Below are 16,811 nucleotides of genomic sequence, written 5' to 3'. Positions count from 1 at the left end.
TCAATTTCAAATTTACTGTTCACGTCTATAGCGTAACAATATTTTGAAGCAAGACTTTCTTTAAATGCTTTTATCTTGTCTATTTCATTCAGACCTATGCCACCACTTAGAAAGTAAGGTTTGGTTGATGGATAATTCTTTAACACATTCCAATTAAAAGTGTAACCATTTCCGCCAGGTAACTTTCCGTTGGTGTCGAATAAAAAATAGTCGCAAACATCTTCATAGTCGTTTAGTACAGAAAAATCAAATTCATCTTTTATTGAAAAGACTTTGATGATTTCTTTGTTTGTAGATTTTAACAATCTACAAATTTCTGGCGTTTCATGACCATGTAACTGAAGAGCATCCAGATTATGTTTTTCTATTTTATTAACAATAATCTCTACTTTTTCATCAACAAAAACACCAACTTTTTTAATTCTATTTGATACTTCTGGAATACTTGTGTTGTTAAAATTCCTAGCAGAATTCTTATAAAATATAAAACCAAGATAGTCTGGTTGTAATTTTGCAACTTCAGTAGTATTATATTTCATTCCACAGATCTTTAACTTCATTTTATTCTCGCGAAAGCGGGAATCCCACCACGCTTCTTGTTTTTTATTGATTACTTCTCGATACATTTTTTTTCGCACCTAAAAAATCACTCGAAGTGACTTTAATAGGTTAATTTATTTATAAACTCCGTAGCACTTTGTCCAGGATTGTCCGTTTTCATAAAGTTTTCACCGATTAAAAAGCCTTTGTAGCCATAAGGTTGTAATTCTTTAATAGCTTCAATTGAACTAATACCACTTTCTGAAACTTTTACAAAGTCATCTGGTATTTGTTCGCTTAATAGTTTTGAAGTTTCTAAACTCACTTCAAAGGTTTTAAGGTTTCTATTATTAACACCTAACATATCTAAGGAAGGCATTATAGATTTGTGTAATTCTTCTTCGTTATTAACTTCTAATAAAACTTCTAGATTTATACTTTTTGCTAATTCTGAAAACTCCTTAATCTTATTTCGTGTTAAAATTGCTGCGATTAATAAAACAACATCCGCTCCATAAGCTTTTGCTTCTATAATTTGATAGGTATCAATTATAAATTCTTTTCTTAATAATGGTATATTACAACTAGCTCTTGCCAATAATAGATCGTCTAAAGCTCCTCCAAAATATTTCCCATCAGTCAGAACTGACATGCCACAAACTCCAGCTTTTTCATAACCACTAGCAACGTCTTGCACATTTAGACCTTGGTTGATAACTGACTTTGATGGTGAACGCCTTTTATGTTCTGCAATAATACCAGATTCACTTGTTCTTAAACGTTCGGCTAGCGAATTAGTTTCGCGCTCAAACAAAACAGAACTCTCTAATTGACGTAATGGAATTAGTGATTTACGCAAGTCTACTTCTTTACGTTTGTCTATTACTATTTTATCTAAAATGTTCATTTACTTAATGCAATCAATTTATCTAAACTTTGTTTTGCTTTTCCGCTCATTAAAGATTCTTTTGCCAAACCAAAACCCTCTTTATGCGAAATCTGTTTCGCTGTAGCAATCGCTAAACCTGCATTGGCGCAAACCACATTGTTTTGGGCTTCAGTACCATTTCCATTAATTATTTTGGTAAAAAGTTTAGCGGCTTGTTTTACAGTGTTACCACCAAAAATAGCAGCTTGTTCTATTTGTTCAACACCTAAATCTTGTGGTTCGAATAAGGTTTCTGTAGTATTAGAAATAACTTTAGTTTTTCCTGTTAATGAAATTTCATCATAACCGTCTAAGGTATGCACAACGGCATAATTTTTATCTGTTTCTTGATATATATAGCTATATAATCTTAATAACTCTAAGTTGAAAACTCCAACCATTTGGTTTTTAGGAAATGCGGGATTCACCATTGGTCCAAGCATATTAAAAAACGTTTTTACACCCAATTCTTTTCGTATTGGTACTACATTTTTCATTGCTGGATGAAAAAGTGGTGCATGCAAAACACAAATACCAGTTTCATCGATACTACGTTTTAAAAAGTCTATTTCATTTGTGAATTTGATGCCTAAATGTTCCATTACATTAGAAGAGCCACAAGCAGAAGACACTCCGTAATTGCCATGTTTTGTGACATGAACGTTAGCGCCTGCAGTTACAAATGAAGATAATGTTGAGATGTTGAACGTATCTTTTCCATCACCTCCAGTACCACATAAATCAATAGTATCATAACCATCTAGATCTACAGGAATACATAATTCTAAAAGCGCATCTCTAAAACCACGAAGTTCTTCTAAAGTTATACTACGCATCATGTAAATTGTAAGGAATGATGCAATCTGACTTTGATTGTACTTTCCATCTGAGATATTTACGAGAACATTCCTAGCTTCTTCGCTCGAGATACTTTCTTGGTTAATAAGTCTGTTTAGTAGTTGCTTCATAATTAAGAATTGACCCAGTTTTTGAGAATAGTTTTTCCATCTGGAGTTAAAACAGATTCTGGATGATATTGTACTCCTCTTACATCATATTCTCGATGTCTTAAAGACATTATCTGTCCATTTTTATCAAAAGATGTGGCTTCTAAGCAATCAGGTAACTTATTGTTTACCACCCAAGAGTGATAACGACCAACTTCAAAAGTTTTATCGAGTCCTTTAAAGAGGCTTTCATCATCGACAGATAGTGTAACGTTGGTAGCAACACCATGATAAACATTATCTAAATTTTTTAGAGTTCCACCAAAAACTTCACCTATGGCTTGCTGTCCTAGACACACACCTAAGATGCTTTTCGTTGGAGCATAAGTCTTTATAATTTGTTTTAATAATCCGGCTTCATCTGGTATTCCAGGACCTGGAGATAAAACAATTTTATCAAATGCATCAACGTCTTCAATTCCTAGTTTATCATTTCTTTTTACAGTGACATCGCAATCGAGATCTTCTAAATAATGAACTAGATTGTACGTGAAACTATCGTAATTATCTATGACTAATACCTTTTTCATATTAAATATCTTTTGCTTGTTCAATAGCTTTAGTTAAAGCACTAAGCTTATTATATACCTCTTGTAATTCCCTTTCTGGATTTGATTTTGCAACTAATCCAGCTCCAGCTTGCCAAAATAATTTATGATTCTTACTTAAGAACGTTCTAATCATAATGGCATGATTAAAATTGCCTTCGAAATCCATAAACCCAATAGCTCCACCATAATAACCTCTGCTGGTTTTTTCATACTTCTCAATCAATTGCATAGCCATATATTTTGGTGCACCACTTAAAGTCCCAGCAGGAAAAGTGTCTGCGACCACTTGCATAGTATCTGTGTTTTTATGAATAGTTCCTGTGATTTTACTCACTAAATGTATAACATGTGAGAAAAATTGAACCTCTCTATAATTTTTTACAGTGACATTACTACCATGTTTGCTTAGATCATTTCTGGCTAAGTCAACCAACATTACATGTTCACTATTTTCTTTATCGTCTTTAATTAATTCTTCTGACAATTCTGCGTCTTTTAGGTCATTGCCTGAACGTTTAAAAGTACCTGCAATAGGGTGAATTTCAGCTTTATCTTCACTAACTATGAGCTGAGCTTCTGGTGAACTACCAAATATTTTAAAGTTACCATAATCAAAATAAAATAGGTAAGGGGAAGGGTTTATACTTCTTAAAGCACGATAAACATTAAACTCATCACCACTAAATTCTTGAGAAAATCGTTTCGATAATACCAATTGAAATACATCACCTCTCGCACAGTGCTTTTTTGCAAGTTCAACATATTGTTTGTAGTCGTCATCTGTAATATTAGATTCAATATCTTCTTTGGTATTAAAATCATAAGATGCATATTGTCTGGTTTGGATTAACTGAAGAATTCCGCCGATATTATTCTCAGTATCAAAACAATGCGCGAAAATATAGGCTTCGTTTTTAAAGTGATTAATAGCAATGATGTTTTGATAAACCGCGTAATAAATTTCAGGAATATCAATAGAATCTTCTTTTTTTGAGATTTCTATATCTTCAAAATACTTGACGGCATCATAAGAGGTATATCCGAAAACCCCATTATTAATAAATTTAAAATCTTTGTTTGAATCTACTTTAAAACGTTGGGTGAATTTGTGAATCTCTTCTACTACACCAACAGTTGTGGCATTATTGGTTTTAGAACTTCCATCTGGATAGGTTTGGTGAATAATGCCATCTTCAACCTTAATTGAAGCAATTGGATTACAGCAGATGTAAGAAAAGCTATTGTCATTAGCATGATAATCACTACTCTCTAGTAAAATGCTATTAGGGAATTTATCTCTAATTTTAAGATAAATACTAACAGGTGTAATCGTATCTGCTAATATCTTTTTATAATGTGTGTATAGACTAAATGTTTTCATTTTATGTCAAATTCAATTTGACATCTCTTCGATTAGAGATGTGTTTTAATTTAAAAGATTCTGAAACAAATTCAGAACAACAAAAAAGGCTTGTCGTGAATGACAAGCCTTTTTTTATATTATTACATAACAAGGATTATTTCACGAACATGAGTTTGAGAAATTCCACCACCAAGTATATTTTGTTATTGTTTTCATGATTAAATATCTATTGCTCTTTCATTTGTCACATAGAACATTTTTTACTTTACTACCCTAAATACAAATAAAAATTAGATGTTTCGTTAGAAAGCCAAAGATAGAGATGAATTTTTTTATTTCAAACGATATTATAAAAAAGATTCCTGCATAACAAAAAATATGTCATTGACAGGAATCAAAATCTAAATGTTGCTATTAACCAGAGTTCTTTGGGAACTAGAATGTTAGGCTTACATTTAAATCAAAATTATCATAAATCGCTTTGTCTTTTAGGTCATCAAAAAAGCTAGAAGAACCATATTTAATATCGTATTCTGTTCTATCAATTTCTAAACTTGCAGTTGCAGTATTTTCTTTAATGCTCATTGAAAATTCTACGGTTTTTGTAGTTTCTTTAATAGTTAAGTTTGCTTTAACTTTATAAGAACCATCTTTCCCTGAAACATTTATGAATTCTAATAATGCCGTAGGAAATTTTTCTACACCAAAGAAATCAGCTGATTTTAAATGACCATCTAGTTTGCCTTTATATTTTCCTTCTAAATCTGTGGTATTTATTGACGTCATATCCATTACAAATGTTCCACCCGTTAAAGTTTCTCCATCAAAACTTAAGGTTCCGTTTTTTATGTTAATTGTACCTTGATGTTGACCAGTTACTTTATAGCCTTTCCAGTTCACTTTACTCTTTTCTATATCTACTGTTTTTTTTGTTAAAGTTGTAAAAGACATTAATGATATTGCTAATATTAAAAGCATTGCAATTTTTGAATTTCTGTTTTTCATAATTATTAATTTCTAAGTTTTATTAAAAGTTTATTTAATTGTAATAACTCATCTTGAGTTAAATTTTTAGTTACATTTTTTTCAGCAGATTCAATTAATGGATCTATAGTTTTAAGGGTTTTATTACCTAAATCTGTTATAGAGATTTCTACTTTTCTGCGGTTTTCTTTGCATATAATGCGTTTAACAAATTTTTTGTTTATTAATTTATCTACTAAACGCGTTGTGTTACTCATTTTACTTACCATACGCTCTTGTATGTCTTGTAAGTTTATAGTCTTACCATTTTGTCCTCTTAGTATTCTAAGAACATTAAATTGTTCTAGAGATAAGTCGTGTGGTTTTAACTCAAATAATAGTTCGTCTTTTATCCAATTATTAGAAAAGAATATATTTATTACTGACGCTCTAGACAATGGCAATTCGTTCTTAGTTTTTAATATTTTATTTAATTCTTTCATACACAACAATTGTATATACAAATGTAATATTATTTGTTGAATAAAAAACTAATGTTTTGTTAAATTTTTAATTGGTTCAAAGTCGATTAATAACTTTATAAAATGAAGAAATTAATACTGCTACTGTTATTATCAACTTTGTCTTGTAAAAATGATGCTTCGGGTTCAGAAATTGTTGTATCAGGCGATAAGGTAGAAATAGATAAAAAAAGTATTGCGGATGCATTTAGATTAGAAGTTTATGACTATGATGGGTTAGAACCTCTTATTAATGTAAAGGATAACAAAGTCCATGTAGTAAATTTTTGGGCGACTTGGTGTGCACCTTGTGTAAAAGAAATGCCTTACTTTGAGAAGATAAATGAAAATTATAAAGACAAAGGGGTAGAAGTGTTGTTGGTAAGTTTAGATTTCCCAAGAAATTATGATTCTAAATTGAAGCCTTTTATAAAGAAGCATAATTTAAAATCTAAAATAGTTGCCTTTGATGATACTGATCAAAACAGATGGATTTCTGCAATTAATAAAGACTGGTCTGGTGCCTTGCCAGCGACAATTATATACAAAGGAGATAAACGGAAATTTTACGAAAGGTCATTTACACAAGAAGAATTAGAAAAAGAAATTAAACAATTTTTAAAATAAATTTAGCATGAAAACTTTAAAATTACTTACGGTTATGGCGTTAGTGCTTACACTTTCTTCCTTTACCACAAACACCGGAGATAAGGGTTATGATGTTGGTGACCTAGCAACCGATTTTAGCTTAGAAAATATAGATGGTAATATGGTTTCATTATCAGATTATAAAGATGCTAAAGGGTTTATCGTCGTTTTCACCTGTAATACATGCCCTTATGCTGTAGCTTATGAAGATAGAATAGAAGCACTTAACAAAAAATATGCAGACAGAGGTTATCCTGTAATTGCTATTATGCCAAATAATACAGATGTTAAGCCTGGTGATAATATGGAAGCAATGAAAGCTAGATCTAAAGCAAAGGGATTTACATTTCCATATTTAATGGATAAAGGTCAGCAGATTTACCCAAAATATGGTGCTACTAAAACGCCACACGTTTATATTTTAGAAAAAACTAAAAAAGGAAATGAAGTAAAGTATATTGGTGCAATAGATGATAATTATAAAGATGCAGCAGCAGTCACAGAAAAATATGCTGAAGATGCAATTGATGCGTTATTAAAAAATAAAGAGATTAAAGTAAAAGAAACTAGAGCTATTGGTTGCTCCATTAAAGTTTAATATTAGAGATTCTTATTTTAAAGGGAAATTCTGTTAAATATTGAATCCGGAGTGTAACACTTCGGATTTTTTTTCGTCTATATGATAAAGAAATGTTAATTTTGCTTAATAATTAAGGTTCATTATGGCGAATTTAACGCAACAAGATTGGATAAAACAACTAGAGGAAGACAATAATTATGTTGTTTTAGATGTTAGAACACAAGAAGAAGTAGATTTAGGTAAAATACCTAATTCCATACATATAGATATTTACAAAGGACAAGGTTTTATTTATGAGCTTCAAGAGTTAGATAAAACCAAGAACTATTATGTGTATTGTAGATCTGGTAATAGAAGTGGGCAAGCCTGTGCTATAATGAACCAACTAGGTTTTGAAAACGCCTATAATTTAGTAGGAGGTTTTAACGAGTGGAAAGGCGAAATAGCTTACCAATAATAAATTATTAATAGAAATTATGAAAAAACCATATATAATATTTTGTCTTTTTGTAGCAATAAGCTTCGGTACAAGTTGTGTAGATGCAAAAATTGATGATACAGAAGTAAAGTTAGTTACTGCTGAAGAAATGCAGTCTATTTTAGAATTAGAAGATGTACAGTTGGTTGATGTTAGAACACCGTTAGAACACGATGAAATCCGCATAGCAAATTCTCAAAATATAGATTATATGTCTCCAACGTTTGATGAGGATATTAACAAGTTAGATAAAAACAAGCCTGTTATTTTATATTGTAAATCTGGAGGAAGAAGTGCCAAATGTGCTAAAAAATTAAAAGATGCTGGATTTAAAAAAATATACGATCTCCAAGGCGGAATTTCTAAATGGAAACATTCTGATAAAATAAAGATTGAAGTAAAATCTTAAAACTTTGAACCGAACAATATGTTCGGTTTTTTTATGCCTAAATATTTTCGTCTTTATTCTTAAGGTTTTTATAAATTAGTGGGACTGTTAATCAATAATAAAAACACATCAGTTACATTTGTGTTTTAATGCTTTACCTATGACGATTAAAAAAGGACTACTTCTTTGCCTGTTAGCAATTGGCTTTTCATTCAATTTATTTTCTCAAATATTAGAACCTGTTAAATGGGAGTCTGAAATAGAAAAAATTTCAGAGATTGAATATAACTTAATATTTAAGGCTAATATTGAAAAGGGTTGGTATATCTATTCACAGAAATCTAATGGAGGGTTTGCACCAACCACCTTTTTTGAATTCAAAAATCAAGAAAATAATTATAAGTTAGAAGGACCAACAACAGAACCAGTTGTTCCTCCAATATACGATGAAATTTTTGAGGAAGATGTAGTGAAATTTAAGAACAAAGCTGTTTTTACTCAAAAAATAATATTATTAAACACTAATCTAAAACAGATTGAAGTCTTTGTTGAATATCAAACCTGTGATATCTCAAAATGTATTCCGGGTGATTACACATTTAATTTGTCTTTGGATGGATCTGCTATAGAAAAAGAAGCAGTTTCTATTGATAAACGTAGCAAAGAACTCTCTGAAAGCCTTAATCTAAATGTTACAGGATGGGATAAATACGAAAAACAAACTGTAGAAGAGCAGAGTAATCTGTCTATCTTCTTCCTTGGTTTTTTAGGCGGTTTAATTGCTTTATTAACGCCGTGTGTATTCCCTATGATTCCTCTTACGGTTTCCTTCTTTACAAAGAGTGCAAGTAATTCTAAAAAAGGGCTATTCAATTCCATATTATATGGATTTTTTATCTTCTTAATCTATGTGCTGTTAAGTATTCCTTTTCATCTATTAGATTCTTTAGATCCTGGGATATTAAATAATATCTCTACAAATGTTACACTAAATATTATATTCTTTGTAATCTTTATTGCTTTTGCATTTTCTTTCTTTGGTTATTTTGAGTTGACATTACCACACTCATGGAGTGCAGCCATGGATAGTAAAGCAAATAAAATAGGTGGCTTTGTTGGTATCTTTTTTATGGCTTTGACTTTAGCGATTGTATCATTTTCTTGTACAGGTCCAATATTAGGGACGCTTTTAGGAAGTTCATTAACTGCAGATGGTGGAGCAATGCAATTAACTATGGGAATGAGTGGTTTTGGTTTAGCCTTAGCACTACCTTTTACTTTATTTGCAATGTTTCCAAAATGGTTAAACTCGTTGCCTAAATCTGGTGGTTGGTTAAATACAGTAAAAGTTGTGTTAGGTTTTATAGAACTGGCTTTAGCACTTAAATTCTTATCTAATGCTGATTTGGTACAACATTGGGGACTTTTAAAGCGTGAAGTGTTTATTGGTCTATGGATTATAATTGGAATAGGATTGGCACTTTATTTATTCGGAAAAATTAAGTTTCCACATGATGGATTGCTCCAAAAACTTAGTAAAGGAAGAATCACCACAGGTATTTTAGTTATTGCTTTTGTAATTTATTTAATTCCTGGATTAACAAATTCAAAATACGCCAACTTAAAACTACTAAGTGGTTTTGCTCCACCATTATTTTATAGTCTTTATGATAAGGATTCAGATTGTCCTCTAGATCTAAATTGTTATAAAGATTTAGACGAAGGTATTGCAGCTGCAAAAGATGAGAACAAACCAATTTTGTTAGACTTTACAGGTTGGACTTGTGTGAATTGCAGAAAGATGGAAGAGCAAGTTTGGAGTAAATCAGATATCTATAAAATATTAAGTGAAGACTATATTATTATTTCACTCTATGTAGATGATAATGAGAAAGAACTTCCTAAAGACAAACAGTTTCAATATTTAAGATCTAATGGAACTGTTAAAGACATTGAAACCTTTGGTGATAAATGGACGGCTTTACAGACGATAAATTTTCATAATAATTCTCAGCCTTATTATGTATTGCTAAACGCAAATATGGAATTACTTAATGTAACAAATGCTTATGAGTCTAATGCAGAGGCGTATTATCAATGGCTAAAAACTGGTCTTGAGAATTACAAGAAATAAGCAACCTAATATTATCAACGGCTTCGTATTGGGTTGAATTTCAGAACCTAACACAAATAAATGACTTTAAAAGGTATCTTAAAATCACTCCTTTGAGATGCAACCATACACTCAAAATGTATAGACCAGATAGGCTCGATAAATAAAAAATCACTTACGGACAGTCAAACAACCTATTCGTCCTAGCTTTATGTTTTTAAGGCTTATATGTACGTATCTTCATTACACTCCAAAACTGATCTTTATCTTGAATAGATAATTTTTATTGTCTATTCATTATACAACGTGTTACTATTATACAATTATTTGTGTCGTGTAATACTTACTCGATATTTACAAACCAATTAAATCAAAACATTATGCTTAAAAAATCAATTTCATTTATTTCCATGGTAGCCATAGTTTTTGGAACTGTGTTTACCTTAACGGCTCAAGAAGATGACAAGTCGTACAAAATGTGGGAGGATATTATGATTACTCCAGACAAAACCCAACTTAAAGTGTTGTCAGAAAATATGAGGAGGCACAACGAAAAGTACCATAAGGAGGGGCCTCATAAAGCAACTGTTTATAATATTACAACTGGACCAAACGCAGGCAAGATTATTTGGGAAATGGGTGCGCTTACCTATAGTGATTTAGATAAAAGACCATCTGTTGGAGGTCATGATGAGGATTGGAGAGATAATATTTCTCCTTACATTCTAGAGACAAACACCGTTGAGTATTGGAAATCAAACAAAAAGCTAAATAATACAGCTATGTTAGATGATGACAATTCAAAATATCCGATTCTATTTGTTCGCTATTTTGAAGTGGTTGATGGGCCGTCACCTGGTGTAGAATTGTTCTTTGAAAGGGTCAGTAAAACTATAAAAGCTTTAGATGGTGTAAATCCATGGGGAGTTTATTACAATGAGTTTAGACAAGGTGATCTAGGACGTCATATCTCTACGTTTAATTTTAGTCCAAATTGGGCAGATTTTGATAGAGACGTCAATTGGGTTAAGACCTTTGAAAAAGTTAATGGTGAAAACTCATGGCAAAATCAGCAAGAGTTGTTTAGAGCAACTTTTAAAAACTCATGGGATGAAATATGGGTTTACAATAAAAATATGAGTGGCGACTAATTATGAAATAGTAATATTACATAAGTAATAACCATATTTAGAACAAGACTTTATAGACCTCTCACCCAAGATATTTGTGGTGAGAGGTTTTTTATTTTTTTGGTATTGTGTAACCGAAATAATTCATTTTTTAAGATGTTACTTTTTAGCTTATAAATTACACCACGGCATATAATTACACCTCAACATAAACGTCTTCAAAAGGCACTCTAAAACGTGGGCCATAAATCCCATTATCATCTCTTATACCACAGCTAATAATCATATTGATTTCGGCTCCTCTTGGAAGACCTAAAATCCGTTTCACTCTCAATGTGTCACTGCCTTCCATAGGACATGTGTCGTAGCCAATAGCTGCCATACTGATCATAAAGTTTTGTGCAGCCAAGCCAGCACTTTTATGAGCTACAATACGCATATCACTTAAGCGTGTTTGTCTGTAAATAGGTTTGAAAAGTCCAACAATTTGAAAAACAAAAAACTTGATATAACCTAAAATGCCTAAGAAATCTATATAAATTGTCGGGATCAGTTTTTTGTAATAATTAGTGGCCATGGTTTTGCGCTTTAGATCGCGCTCGCTTAAATCGGGTTTGTTATAGACTTTATTTAGAAATTCAATATTAGCTTTTGCACGTTTTCGCCATAAATCTTTTCGAGAAACAACAACGACCATTTGCTTTGCTGTTTTTGCAGCACTTTGGTTAAAGCAAGCCTCAGCTAGTTTACTCAAAACCGTTTTATCTGTGATATGATAAAATTCCCATAACTGAAGATTACTGCTCGTAGGTGCTAATGAAGCATTTACTAAACACTGTTTTACTTTATCTGTGTCAATTGAGTCATCTTTATAAACGCGTGTAGAACGTCTATAAGTAATAGCTTCCGAAGCTGTTTTTTCCATAGGTGATTTTTTGTAATAAATAAGAAAAACATCTAAGATAGCAGATTAGAATCATTAGAAGACAAACTAATTGTATAATAATAAAAAGAACCTATATTGTGTTGTGCATTATTTAGAATTGAAGTTTGCATTAAGATGTTATTATGAAAAGTAAAGCGGTAGATTATATTAATATTTGGCTTCTGCTTATATCCTTTTTGGTAGCCATTTACTTGCCTTTTGAGTTGTTTCTGTTTTCATACGCCATTTTAGGACCTTTACATTATTTAACAGAAATCAATTGGCTTGATGATAAAAAGTATTTTATAAAATCAAAATCCCAAGGCTATAAAGCATTTATAATAATCGCTTTAATCATCTCTGCTTATCCTTTACTTAAATATCTAAACCTTGCCGACAATTTTGCAGCTGTTTTTGAAGTGTTTAGTTCTCAAAAAAATATAATCCTGTTATCAGGTTTTATATTTTCGGTATCACTGATTTTTTTTACTAAAATGAAGCAATTGATTGGCGCTTTTATATTTAGTATTTTGTTTTCGGTAATCTGTAGTCTCTATATTCCAAAGCTTCTTATTGTTATTGGTGTTTTTCTGCCAACACTAATACATGTCTATATTTTTACGCTTCTTTTTATGATTTATGGACAGCTAAAAGCGAAAAGCAAACCAGGTATAATAAGTATTCTACTTCTCATTATTGCTCCCATAGTTATTGCGTTTTTAGATATAAAACCAGAAGCCTATTTAATTTCAGATTTTACCAAAAACACCTATACAGGTAGTGGATTCTTATTCTTAAATACGAGTGTTGCTAGATTATTTGGAGATGTGGACAAAGAGGGTTTTAGTCTCATCTCTACTATTGGTCTTAAAATTCAAATATTTATAGCTTTTGCATATACCTATCATTATCTCAATTGGTTTTCTAAAACTTCAATCATAGGTTGGAAAACCAGCTTTACAAGTACAAGAATGAAATACATCATTTTCTTATGGCTATGTTTCGTAGGCTTATATCTCTACGATTATATTATAGGGCTTACCGCCTTGTTTTTCTTAAGCCTATTACATGTGGTTTTGGAGTTTCCACTAAATGTTACTACCATAAAAGAATTAGGGCTAGTTAGTTTTAAAAAGCTAGGTTTTAGAAATAGATAGTCTAGAATCTATCGATAATAGTGGAAATTCAATTTTAATATAGAACTATTTTGATGAGACTAATTCAAACTCATAAATTTTGGTAAGTAAGAAAACAAAAACATCGAAACACTAAGATCGTATTTCGATATTGATACAGATTAAAATCTGAGTCTTGAGTTCTTTTTCTTAATGTTTCTTTTTAGTAATCCATTTAAGGATTTACTTTATGTTTCATTAATACTACTAACTCGGCATTTTTAAGGATTTCGTCTTGGTAATGTTTCTTTTTAGAGACCCGCATTTAAGGATTTACTTTATGTTTCATTAATCAAGGATAACTTCATGTCCTTTAATAATAAGACACCATATTTTCTAAAAAGTCACATTTATTCTTTTAAATAGTTTCTTAGCATCATAATCAGTTGCGAGTTTTGAGAATTGGATTGTTTAACTTCGTTGTTTTCAATGAAACGGTTTAATAGATTTTTAAGTTTAAAAATAATTAAATACTTCGTTTTTTGGTTAAGGCTAGTAGTAGAGAAAGTAAGCCCAGATAAAAATTTCATATCTTATTGGTTAATTATGGTTTGCTTTTAAATTTGTGTAATCTTGTTTATCAAAACATCTTCGTTTTAGTATAAATGTTTTAAAAATCAAATAAAAAATGAAAATAAATAATTTAAGAGTCAGACTAATACTATTTGCACTTATAAATTTTCGAATACTATTTTCTCAGTCAGTTCCTATTACAATTGACGGTGTTTTTGATGATTGGACACCAGATTTGACCACATTTGTTGACACAAGTGAAACAATTAGTGGAATAGATTTTTTAGAGATTCAAGTGACAAATGATAATGAATTTTTATTCATTAAAATAAAGGCCAATGCTGAGTTTGATTTAACTGATAATCAAATTTTACATGAGTTGGGGATTTTTATAGATACAGATAATAACTCAAGTACAGGTTTTGATATTCAACAAGGATATGGGTCAGAACTGGGTATCTTATTCACAGAACTTTTTGCACATTATAATGTAACGCCATATTCGCAAGTCGGATTTACAGATTTAAAATTAAGAGCTGCGCCAACTGTAACTTCAGATGAATTTGAAATAGCAATAGGAAGACATGTTATACCAGATGGAATTAACCCATTGTTTTCTTCTTCAACAATAAAAATTCTATTAAAGAATGAAAATAATTTTGATAAAATTCCAGATGTTGGAGGCGTTTTCTCGTACACTTTTGATGAAACGCCAGTAACTCCATATACTCCAATAGATATTGATAAATCAGATGTGTCACATATTAGAATTATGGCATATAATACGTTACTAAATGGCTTATTAGATTTGAATAGAGTTGATGATTTTGAAAATATTATTAAGATTTTGAGCCCTGATATAGTTGGGTTTATTGAGAGTGCTAACACATCAGAATCTTATGTAAAATCTCTCTTTGATACTTGGATTCCTCTAGGTACCACAAATGGTTGGTATGTTGAAAAACATGGAGGTGAGGTTACGGTTTCTAAATGGGAAATATTACAAAGATGGGATGGTTTAACAAGACAATTTCCTGTTTTAATAGATTTGCCAAGTAGCTATGGTACAGATTTGCTTTTTACCAATGCTCATTTAAGTTGTTGTGGAGCAGACGTTAATCGGCAGGATCAAGCGGATCAATATGCTGCATTTATTCTAGACGCTAAATCAGTAGGAGGAGACATAACATTACCTGAAAACACTCCTTTTGTTTATGGAGGTGATTTAAATTTAGTTGGATTTTCACAACAATTAACAACTCTTAAAACTGGAGATATTCAAGACACTGTATCTTATGGACAAGGAGCTCCATTAGATTGGGATGATAGTGACTTAACTGAAGAGAATTCTATTCAAACAGATATAAGAATGGGATATACTTGGAGATCTGACGGACAAGTTTTTCCTCCAGGTAAATTAGATTTTATAATTTTTTCTGACTATACATTAATCGCTGAAAAATCATTTGTACTTCAAACTGAGGTTATGTCAACTGATAGATTATCTCTATATGGACTAAATCTATCTGATACAAGTAATGCATCAGATCATTTTCCAGTAGTTGCAGATTTTTCAATAAATCAATCTTTAGGAATTGATCAAAATAGTGTTTTATTGCCTACTATTTACCCTAACCCAGCAAATGATTTTGTAACTATAAGAGGTGTGGCAGATATAAAATCTGTTGCTATTTATAATATGAATGGAAAACTTATTTTGTCTGATTCGTCTGGTTCGGAAATTATTAAAATAGCAGATTTACAATCTGGAGTTTATTTTGCAAAAATTAAAACAAAGCAAGCAAGTACATCTATTAAAATTATAAAACTTTAGCGTTTTCTGCAAAAAAAGGATTTTATAAATAATAATAGTTTTAGTTAGGAGGCGAAATTGAAATCAATTAAAAGAATTCAAAACTTAAGAATATCGTCGGTTCTAATCTGTGGATTCAGAGCGGTTTGATTTGTTTAAATTTGTTAAATTCATGATTTTTAGTTACCTTTAAATGTCTTCAAGTCTGATCTTTATCTTAGATGTGAGTGTTCAACTCCATTTATTATAGGCTATTAACTATTTACATTTTTTTACTTTACAGTGCTCTGATTATAATCAAAGTACACAACTAACCAACAAACCAATTAATTATGTTGAGAAAAACAATGGCATCTTTTTTGATGCTCGCAATGGTATTTACGTATTCTAATACGATAAATGCTCAAGAATCTGAAGATTACAATATGTGGGAGAACATTATGTTTACACCAGATAATAAGGAATTAAAAACCTTGGGTGAAAATATGCGAAAACACAATCAAACTTATCATAAGGAAAATCCTTATAATGCAACGGTTTACAATATTACCACAGGTCCAAATGCTGGTAAAATGATTTGGCAAATGGGTTCTATGATGTTTAAGCACAATGACACACGTCCTGAAGACGGCGGTCATAACGAAGACTGGCGTGACAATGTGATGCCTTATGTTAAAAAAATCCACACCATTGAATATTGGACGCAAGATGATAAAAAATCTAATGTAGATATGTTGGCTGGTGATGAAGTTAAGTATCCAATTTTATTTATCAGGTATTTTGAAATTGAAGAAGGTCATGGCTATACAATGAATAATCACTTTAAACAAGTCAGTGAAACCTTAAAATCGATGGAAGGAGAAAATCCATGGGGTTTATATTATAATCAGTTTTTACAAGGTGATTTAGGTCGTCATGTGGCCACAGTTGGTTTTTATAAAAATTGGGCAGAATTTGATGAGGATGGACCAAGTTTTAAAGAGGCTTATGAAAAGTTATATGGTGAAAATTCTTGGGATACTTTTGTAGAAACAAGGGATGATACATTTAGTAACCGATGGGATGAGATTTGGGAGTATAATAAAAACCTAAGTGGAGATTAGTATATAAGATATATATAATAAAAAACCACTCTTTAAGAGTGGTTTTTTCTGTGGAGTCGGAGAGAATCGAAC

At 31.0% G+C, this 16,811-nt stretch carries 17 protein-coding genes; 9 read left to right on the top strand and 8 right to left on the bottom strand.

What is annotated here, in order from left to right:
• The 7 genes from AAC053_RS10835 to AAC053_RS10805 all read right to left on the bottom strand — a co-directional run.
• The coding region (locus AAC053_RS10835) for a phosphoribosylanthranilate isomerase (protein ID WP_339756260.1) at window positions 1-560 on the bottom strand (560 nt) is incomplete at its 3' end.
• A gap of 101 nt (window positions 561-661) precedes the next feature.
• Window positions 662-1,447 (bottom strand): indole-3-glycerol phosphate synthase TrpC, encoded by a 786-nt coding sequence (gene trpC, locus AAC053_RS10830; protein WP_339756257.1) that lies wholly within the window; start codon window positions 1,445-1,447, stop codon window positions 662-664.
• A complete protein-coding gene (trpD, locus tag AAC053_RS10825; protein ID WP_339756255.1) occupies window positions 1,444-2,436 on the bottom strand; it encodes an anthranilate phosphoribosyltransferase in 993 nt (330 codons plus the stop codon). The genes trpC and trpD overlap by 4 nt, the downstream gene beginning before the upstream one ends.
• Window positions 2,437-2,438: 2 nt before the next feature.
• Window positions 2,439-3,005: an aminodeoxychorismate/anthranilate synthase component II gene (locus tag AAC053_RS10820; protein ID WP_339756252.1), complete on the bottom strand. Its 567-nt coding sequence runs from the start codon at window positions 3,003-3,005 to the stop codon at window positions 2,439-2,441.
• Window position 3,006: 1 nt separating this feature from the next.
• Window positions 3,007-4,407 (bottom strand): anthranilate synthase component I family protein, encoded by a 1,401-nt coding sequence (locus tag AAC053_RS10815; protein ID WP_339756249.1) that lies wholly within the window; start codon window positions 4,405-4,407, stop codon window positions 3,007-3,009.
• Window positions 4,408-4,824: 417 nt separating this feature from the next.
• Entirely contained in the window at window positions 4,825-5,394 is a 570-nt protein-coding gene (locus AAC053_RS10810) for a YceI family protein (protein ID WP_339756246.1), read from the bottom strand.
• A gap of 5 nt (window positions 5,395-5,399) precedes the next feature.
• The gene (locus AAC053_RS10805) at window positions 5,400-5,855 is read right to left on the bottom strand and encodes a MarR family transcriptional regulator (protein ID WP_339756243.1); all 456 of its coding nucleotides are present in this window, start codon (window positions 5,853-5,855) and stop codon (window positions 5,400-5,402) included.
• A 102-nt stretch (window positions 5,856-5,957) separates the two neighbouring features.
• On the opposite strand from AAC053_RS10805, the gene AAC053_RS10800 reads away from it, so the two are divergent.
• From AAC053_RS10800 to AAC053_RS10775, 6 genes are all read left to right on the top strand, one after another.
• Entirely contained in the window at window positions 5,958-6,500 is a 543-nt protein-coding gene (locus AAC053_RS10800; RefSeq protein WP_339756240.1) for a TlpA disulfide reductase family protein, read from the top strand.
• 7 nt (window positions 6,501-6,507) lie between these two features.
• Window positions 6,508-7,119 (top strand): thioredoxin family protein, encoded by a 612-nt coding sequence (locus AAC053_RS10795; RefSeq protein ID WP_339756238.1) that lies wholly within the window; start codon window positions 6,508-6,510, stop codon window positions 7,117-7,119.
• A gap of 124 nt (window positions 7,120-7,243) precedes the next feature.
• Window positions 7,244-7,558, top strand: a complete 315-nt coding sequence (locus AAC053_RS10790; protein WP_339756236.1) for a rhodanese-like domain-containing protein — start codon at window positions 7,244-7,246, stop codon at window positions 7,556-7,558.
• Between the two features lie 19 nt (window positions 7,559-7,577).
• Window positions 7,578-7,988 (top strand): rhodanese-like domain-containing protein, encoded by a 411-nt coding sequence (locus AAC053_RS10785; RefSeq protein WP_339756232.1) that lies wholly within the window; start codon window positions 7,578-7,580, stop codon window positions 7,986-7,988.
• Between the two features lie 139 nt (window positions 7,989-8,127).
• Window positions 8,128-10,101, top strand: a complete 1,974-nt coding sequence (locus AAC053_RS10780; protein ID WP_339756230.1) for a cytochrome c biogenesis protein CcdA — start codon at window positions 8,128-8,130, stop codon at window positions 10,099-10,101.
• Window positions 10,102-10,460: 359 nt separating this feature from the next.
• The gene (locus tag AAC053_RS10775) at window positions 10,461-11,231 is read left to right on the top strand and encodes a hypothetical protein (protein ID WP_339756227.1); all 771 of its coding nucleotides are present in this window, start codon (window positions 10,461-10,463) and stop codon (window positions 11,229-11,231) included.
• A gap of 175 nt (window positions 11,232-11,406) precedes the next feature.
• Here the strand turns inward: AAC053_RS10775 and AAC053_RS10770 are convergent, their stop codons facing one another.
• Window positions 11,407-12,135, bottom strand: coding sequence for a nitroreductase family protein (locus AAC053_RS10770; protein WP_339756225.1), 729 nt, complete (start codon window positions 12,133-12,135; stop codon window positions 11,407-11,409).
• A gap of 143 nt (window positions 12,136-12,278) precedes the next feature.
• Here AAC053_RS10770 and AAC053_RS10765 point away from each other — a divergent pair, with 143 nt between their 5' ends.
• From AAC053_RS10765 to AAC053_RS10755, 3 genes are all read left to right on the top strand, one after another.
• Window positions 12,279-13,292: a hypothetical protein gene (locus tag AAC053_RS10765; protein WP_339756223.1), complete on the top strand. Its 1,014-nt coding sequence runs from the start codon at window positions 12,279-12,281 to the stop codon at window positions 13,290-13,292.
• A 646-nt stretch (window positions 13,293-13,938) separates the two neighbouring features.
• A complete protein-coding gene (locus AAC053_RS10760; protein WP_339756221.1) occupies window positions 13,939-15,657 on the top strand; it encodes a T9SS type A sorting domain-containing protein in 1,719 nt (572 codons plus the stop codon).
• Window positions 15,658-15,983: 326 nt separating this feature from the next.
• Window positions 15,984-16,739 carry a hypothetical protein gene (locus AAC053_RS10755; protein WP_339756218.1) on the top strand — a complete coding sequence of 252 codons (756 nt, stop codon included), beginning with the start codon at window positions 15,984-15,986 and terminating at the stop codon, window positions 16,737-16,739.
• The last annotated feature ends 72 nt before the right edge of the window (window positions 16,740-16,811 follow it).

The sequence above is a fragment of the uncultured Winogradskyella sp. genome, from assembly GCF_963975125.1.
Taxonomy (GTDB): Bacteria; Bacteroidota; Bacteroidia; order Flavobacteriales; family Flavobacteriaceae; genus Winogradskyella.
Note: the sequence above shows the minus strand (reverse complement) of the source record. Positions and strands in the feature narration are given on the sequence as shown.

What these genes read in the sequence shown, in the direction of transcription:
- trpC (WP_339756257.1), bottom strand. Translation starts at nt 1,447, where the DNA reads ATGAACATTTTAGATAAAATAGTAATAGACAAACGTAAAGAAGTAGAC.
- trpD (WP_339756255.1), bottom strand. Translation starts at nt 2,436, where the DNA reads ATGAAGCAACTACTAAACAGACTTATTAACCAAGAAAGTATCTCGAGC.
- AAC053_RS10820 (WP_339756252.1), bottom strand. Translation starts at nt 3,005, where the DNA reads ATGAAAAAGGTATTAGTCATAGATAATTACGATAGTTTCACGTACAAT.
- AAC053_RS10815 (WP_339756249.1), bottom strand. Translation starts at nt 4,407, where the DNA reads ATGAAAACATTTAGTCTATACACACATTATAAAAAGATATTAGCAGAT.
- AAC053_RS10810 (WP_339756246.1), bottom strand. Translation starts at nt 5,394, where the DNA reads ATGAAAAACAGAAATTCAAAAATTGCAATGCTTTTAATATTAGCAATA.
- AAC053_RS10805 (WP_339756243.1), bottom strand. Translation starts at nt 5,855, where the DNA reads ATGAAAGAATTAAATAAAATATTAAAAACTAAGAACGAATTGCCATTG.
- AAC053_RS10800 (WP_339756240.1), top strand. Translation starts at nt 5,958, where the DNA reads ATGAAGAAATTAATACTGCTACTGTTATTATCAACTTTGTCTTGTAAA.
- AAC053_RS10795 (WP_339756238.1), top strand. Translation starts at nt 6,508, where the DNA reads ATGAAAACTTTAAAATTACTTACGGTTATGGCGTTAGTGCTTACACTT.
- AAC053_RS10790 (WP_339756236.1), top strand. Translation starts at nt 7,244, where the DNA reads ATGGCGAATTTAACGCAACAAGATTGGATAAAACAACTAGAGGAAGAC.
- AAC053_RS10785 (WP_339756232.1), top strand. Translation starts at nt 7,578, where the DNA reads ATGAAAAAACCATATATAATATTTTGTCTTTTTGTAGCAATAAGCTTC.
- AAC053_RS10780 (WP_339756230.1), top strand. Translation starts at nt 8,128, where the DNA reads ATGACGATTAAAAAAGGACTACTTCTTTGCCTGTTAGCAATTGGCTTT.
- AAC053_RS10775 (WP_339756227.1), top strand. Translation starts at nt 10,461, where the DNA reads ATGCTTAAAAAATCAATTTCATTTATTTCCATGGTAGCCATAGTTTTT.
- AAC053_RS10770 (WP_339756225.1), bottom strand. Translation starts at nt 12,135, where the DNA reads ATGGAAAAAACAGCTTCGGAAGCTATTACTTATAGACGTTCTACACGC.
- AAC053_RS10765 (WP_339756223.1), top strand. Translation starts at nt 12,279, where the DNA reads ATGAAAAGTAAAGCGGTAGATTATATTAATATTTGGCTTCTGCTTATA.
- AAC053_RS10760 (WP_339756221.1), top strand. Translation starts at nt 13,939, where the DNA reads ATGAAAATAAATAATTTAAGAGTCAGACTAATACTATTTGCACTTATA.
- AAC053_RS10755 (WP_339756218.1), top strand. Translation starts at nt 15,984, where the DNA reads ATGGCATCTTTTTTGATGCTCGCAATGGTATTTACGTATTCTAATACG.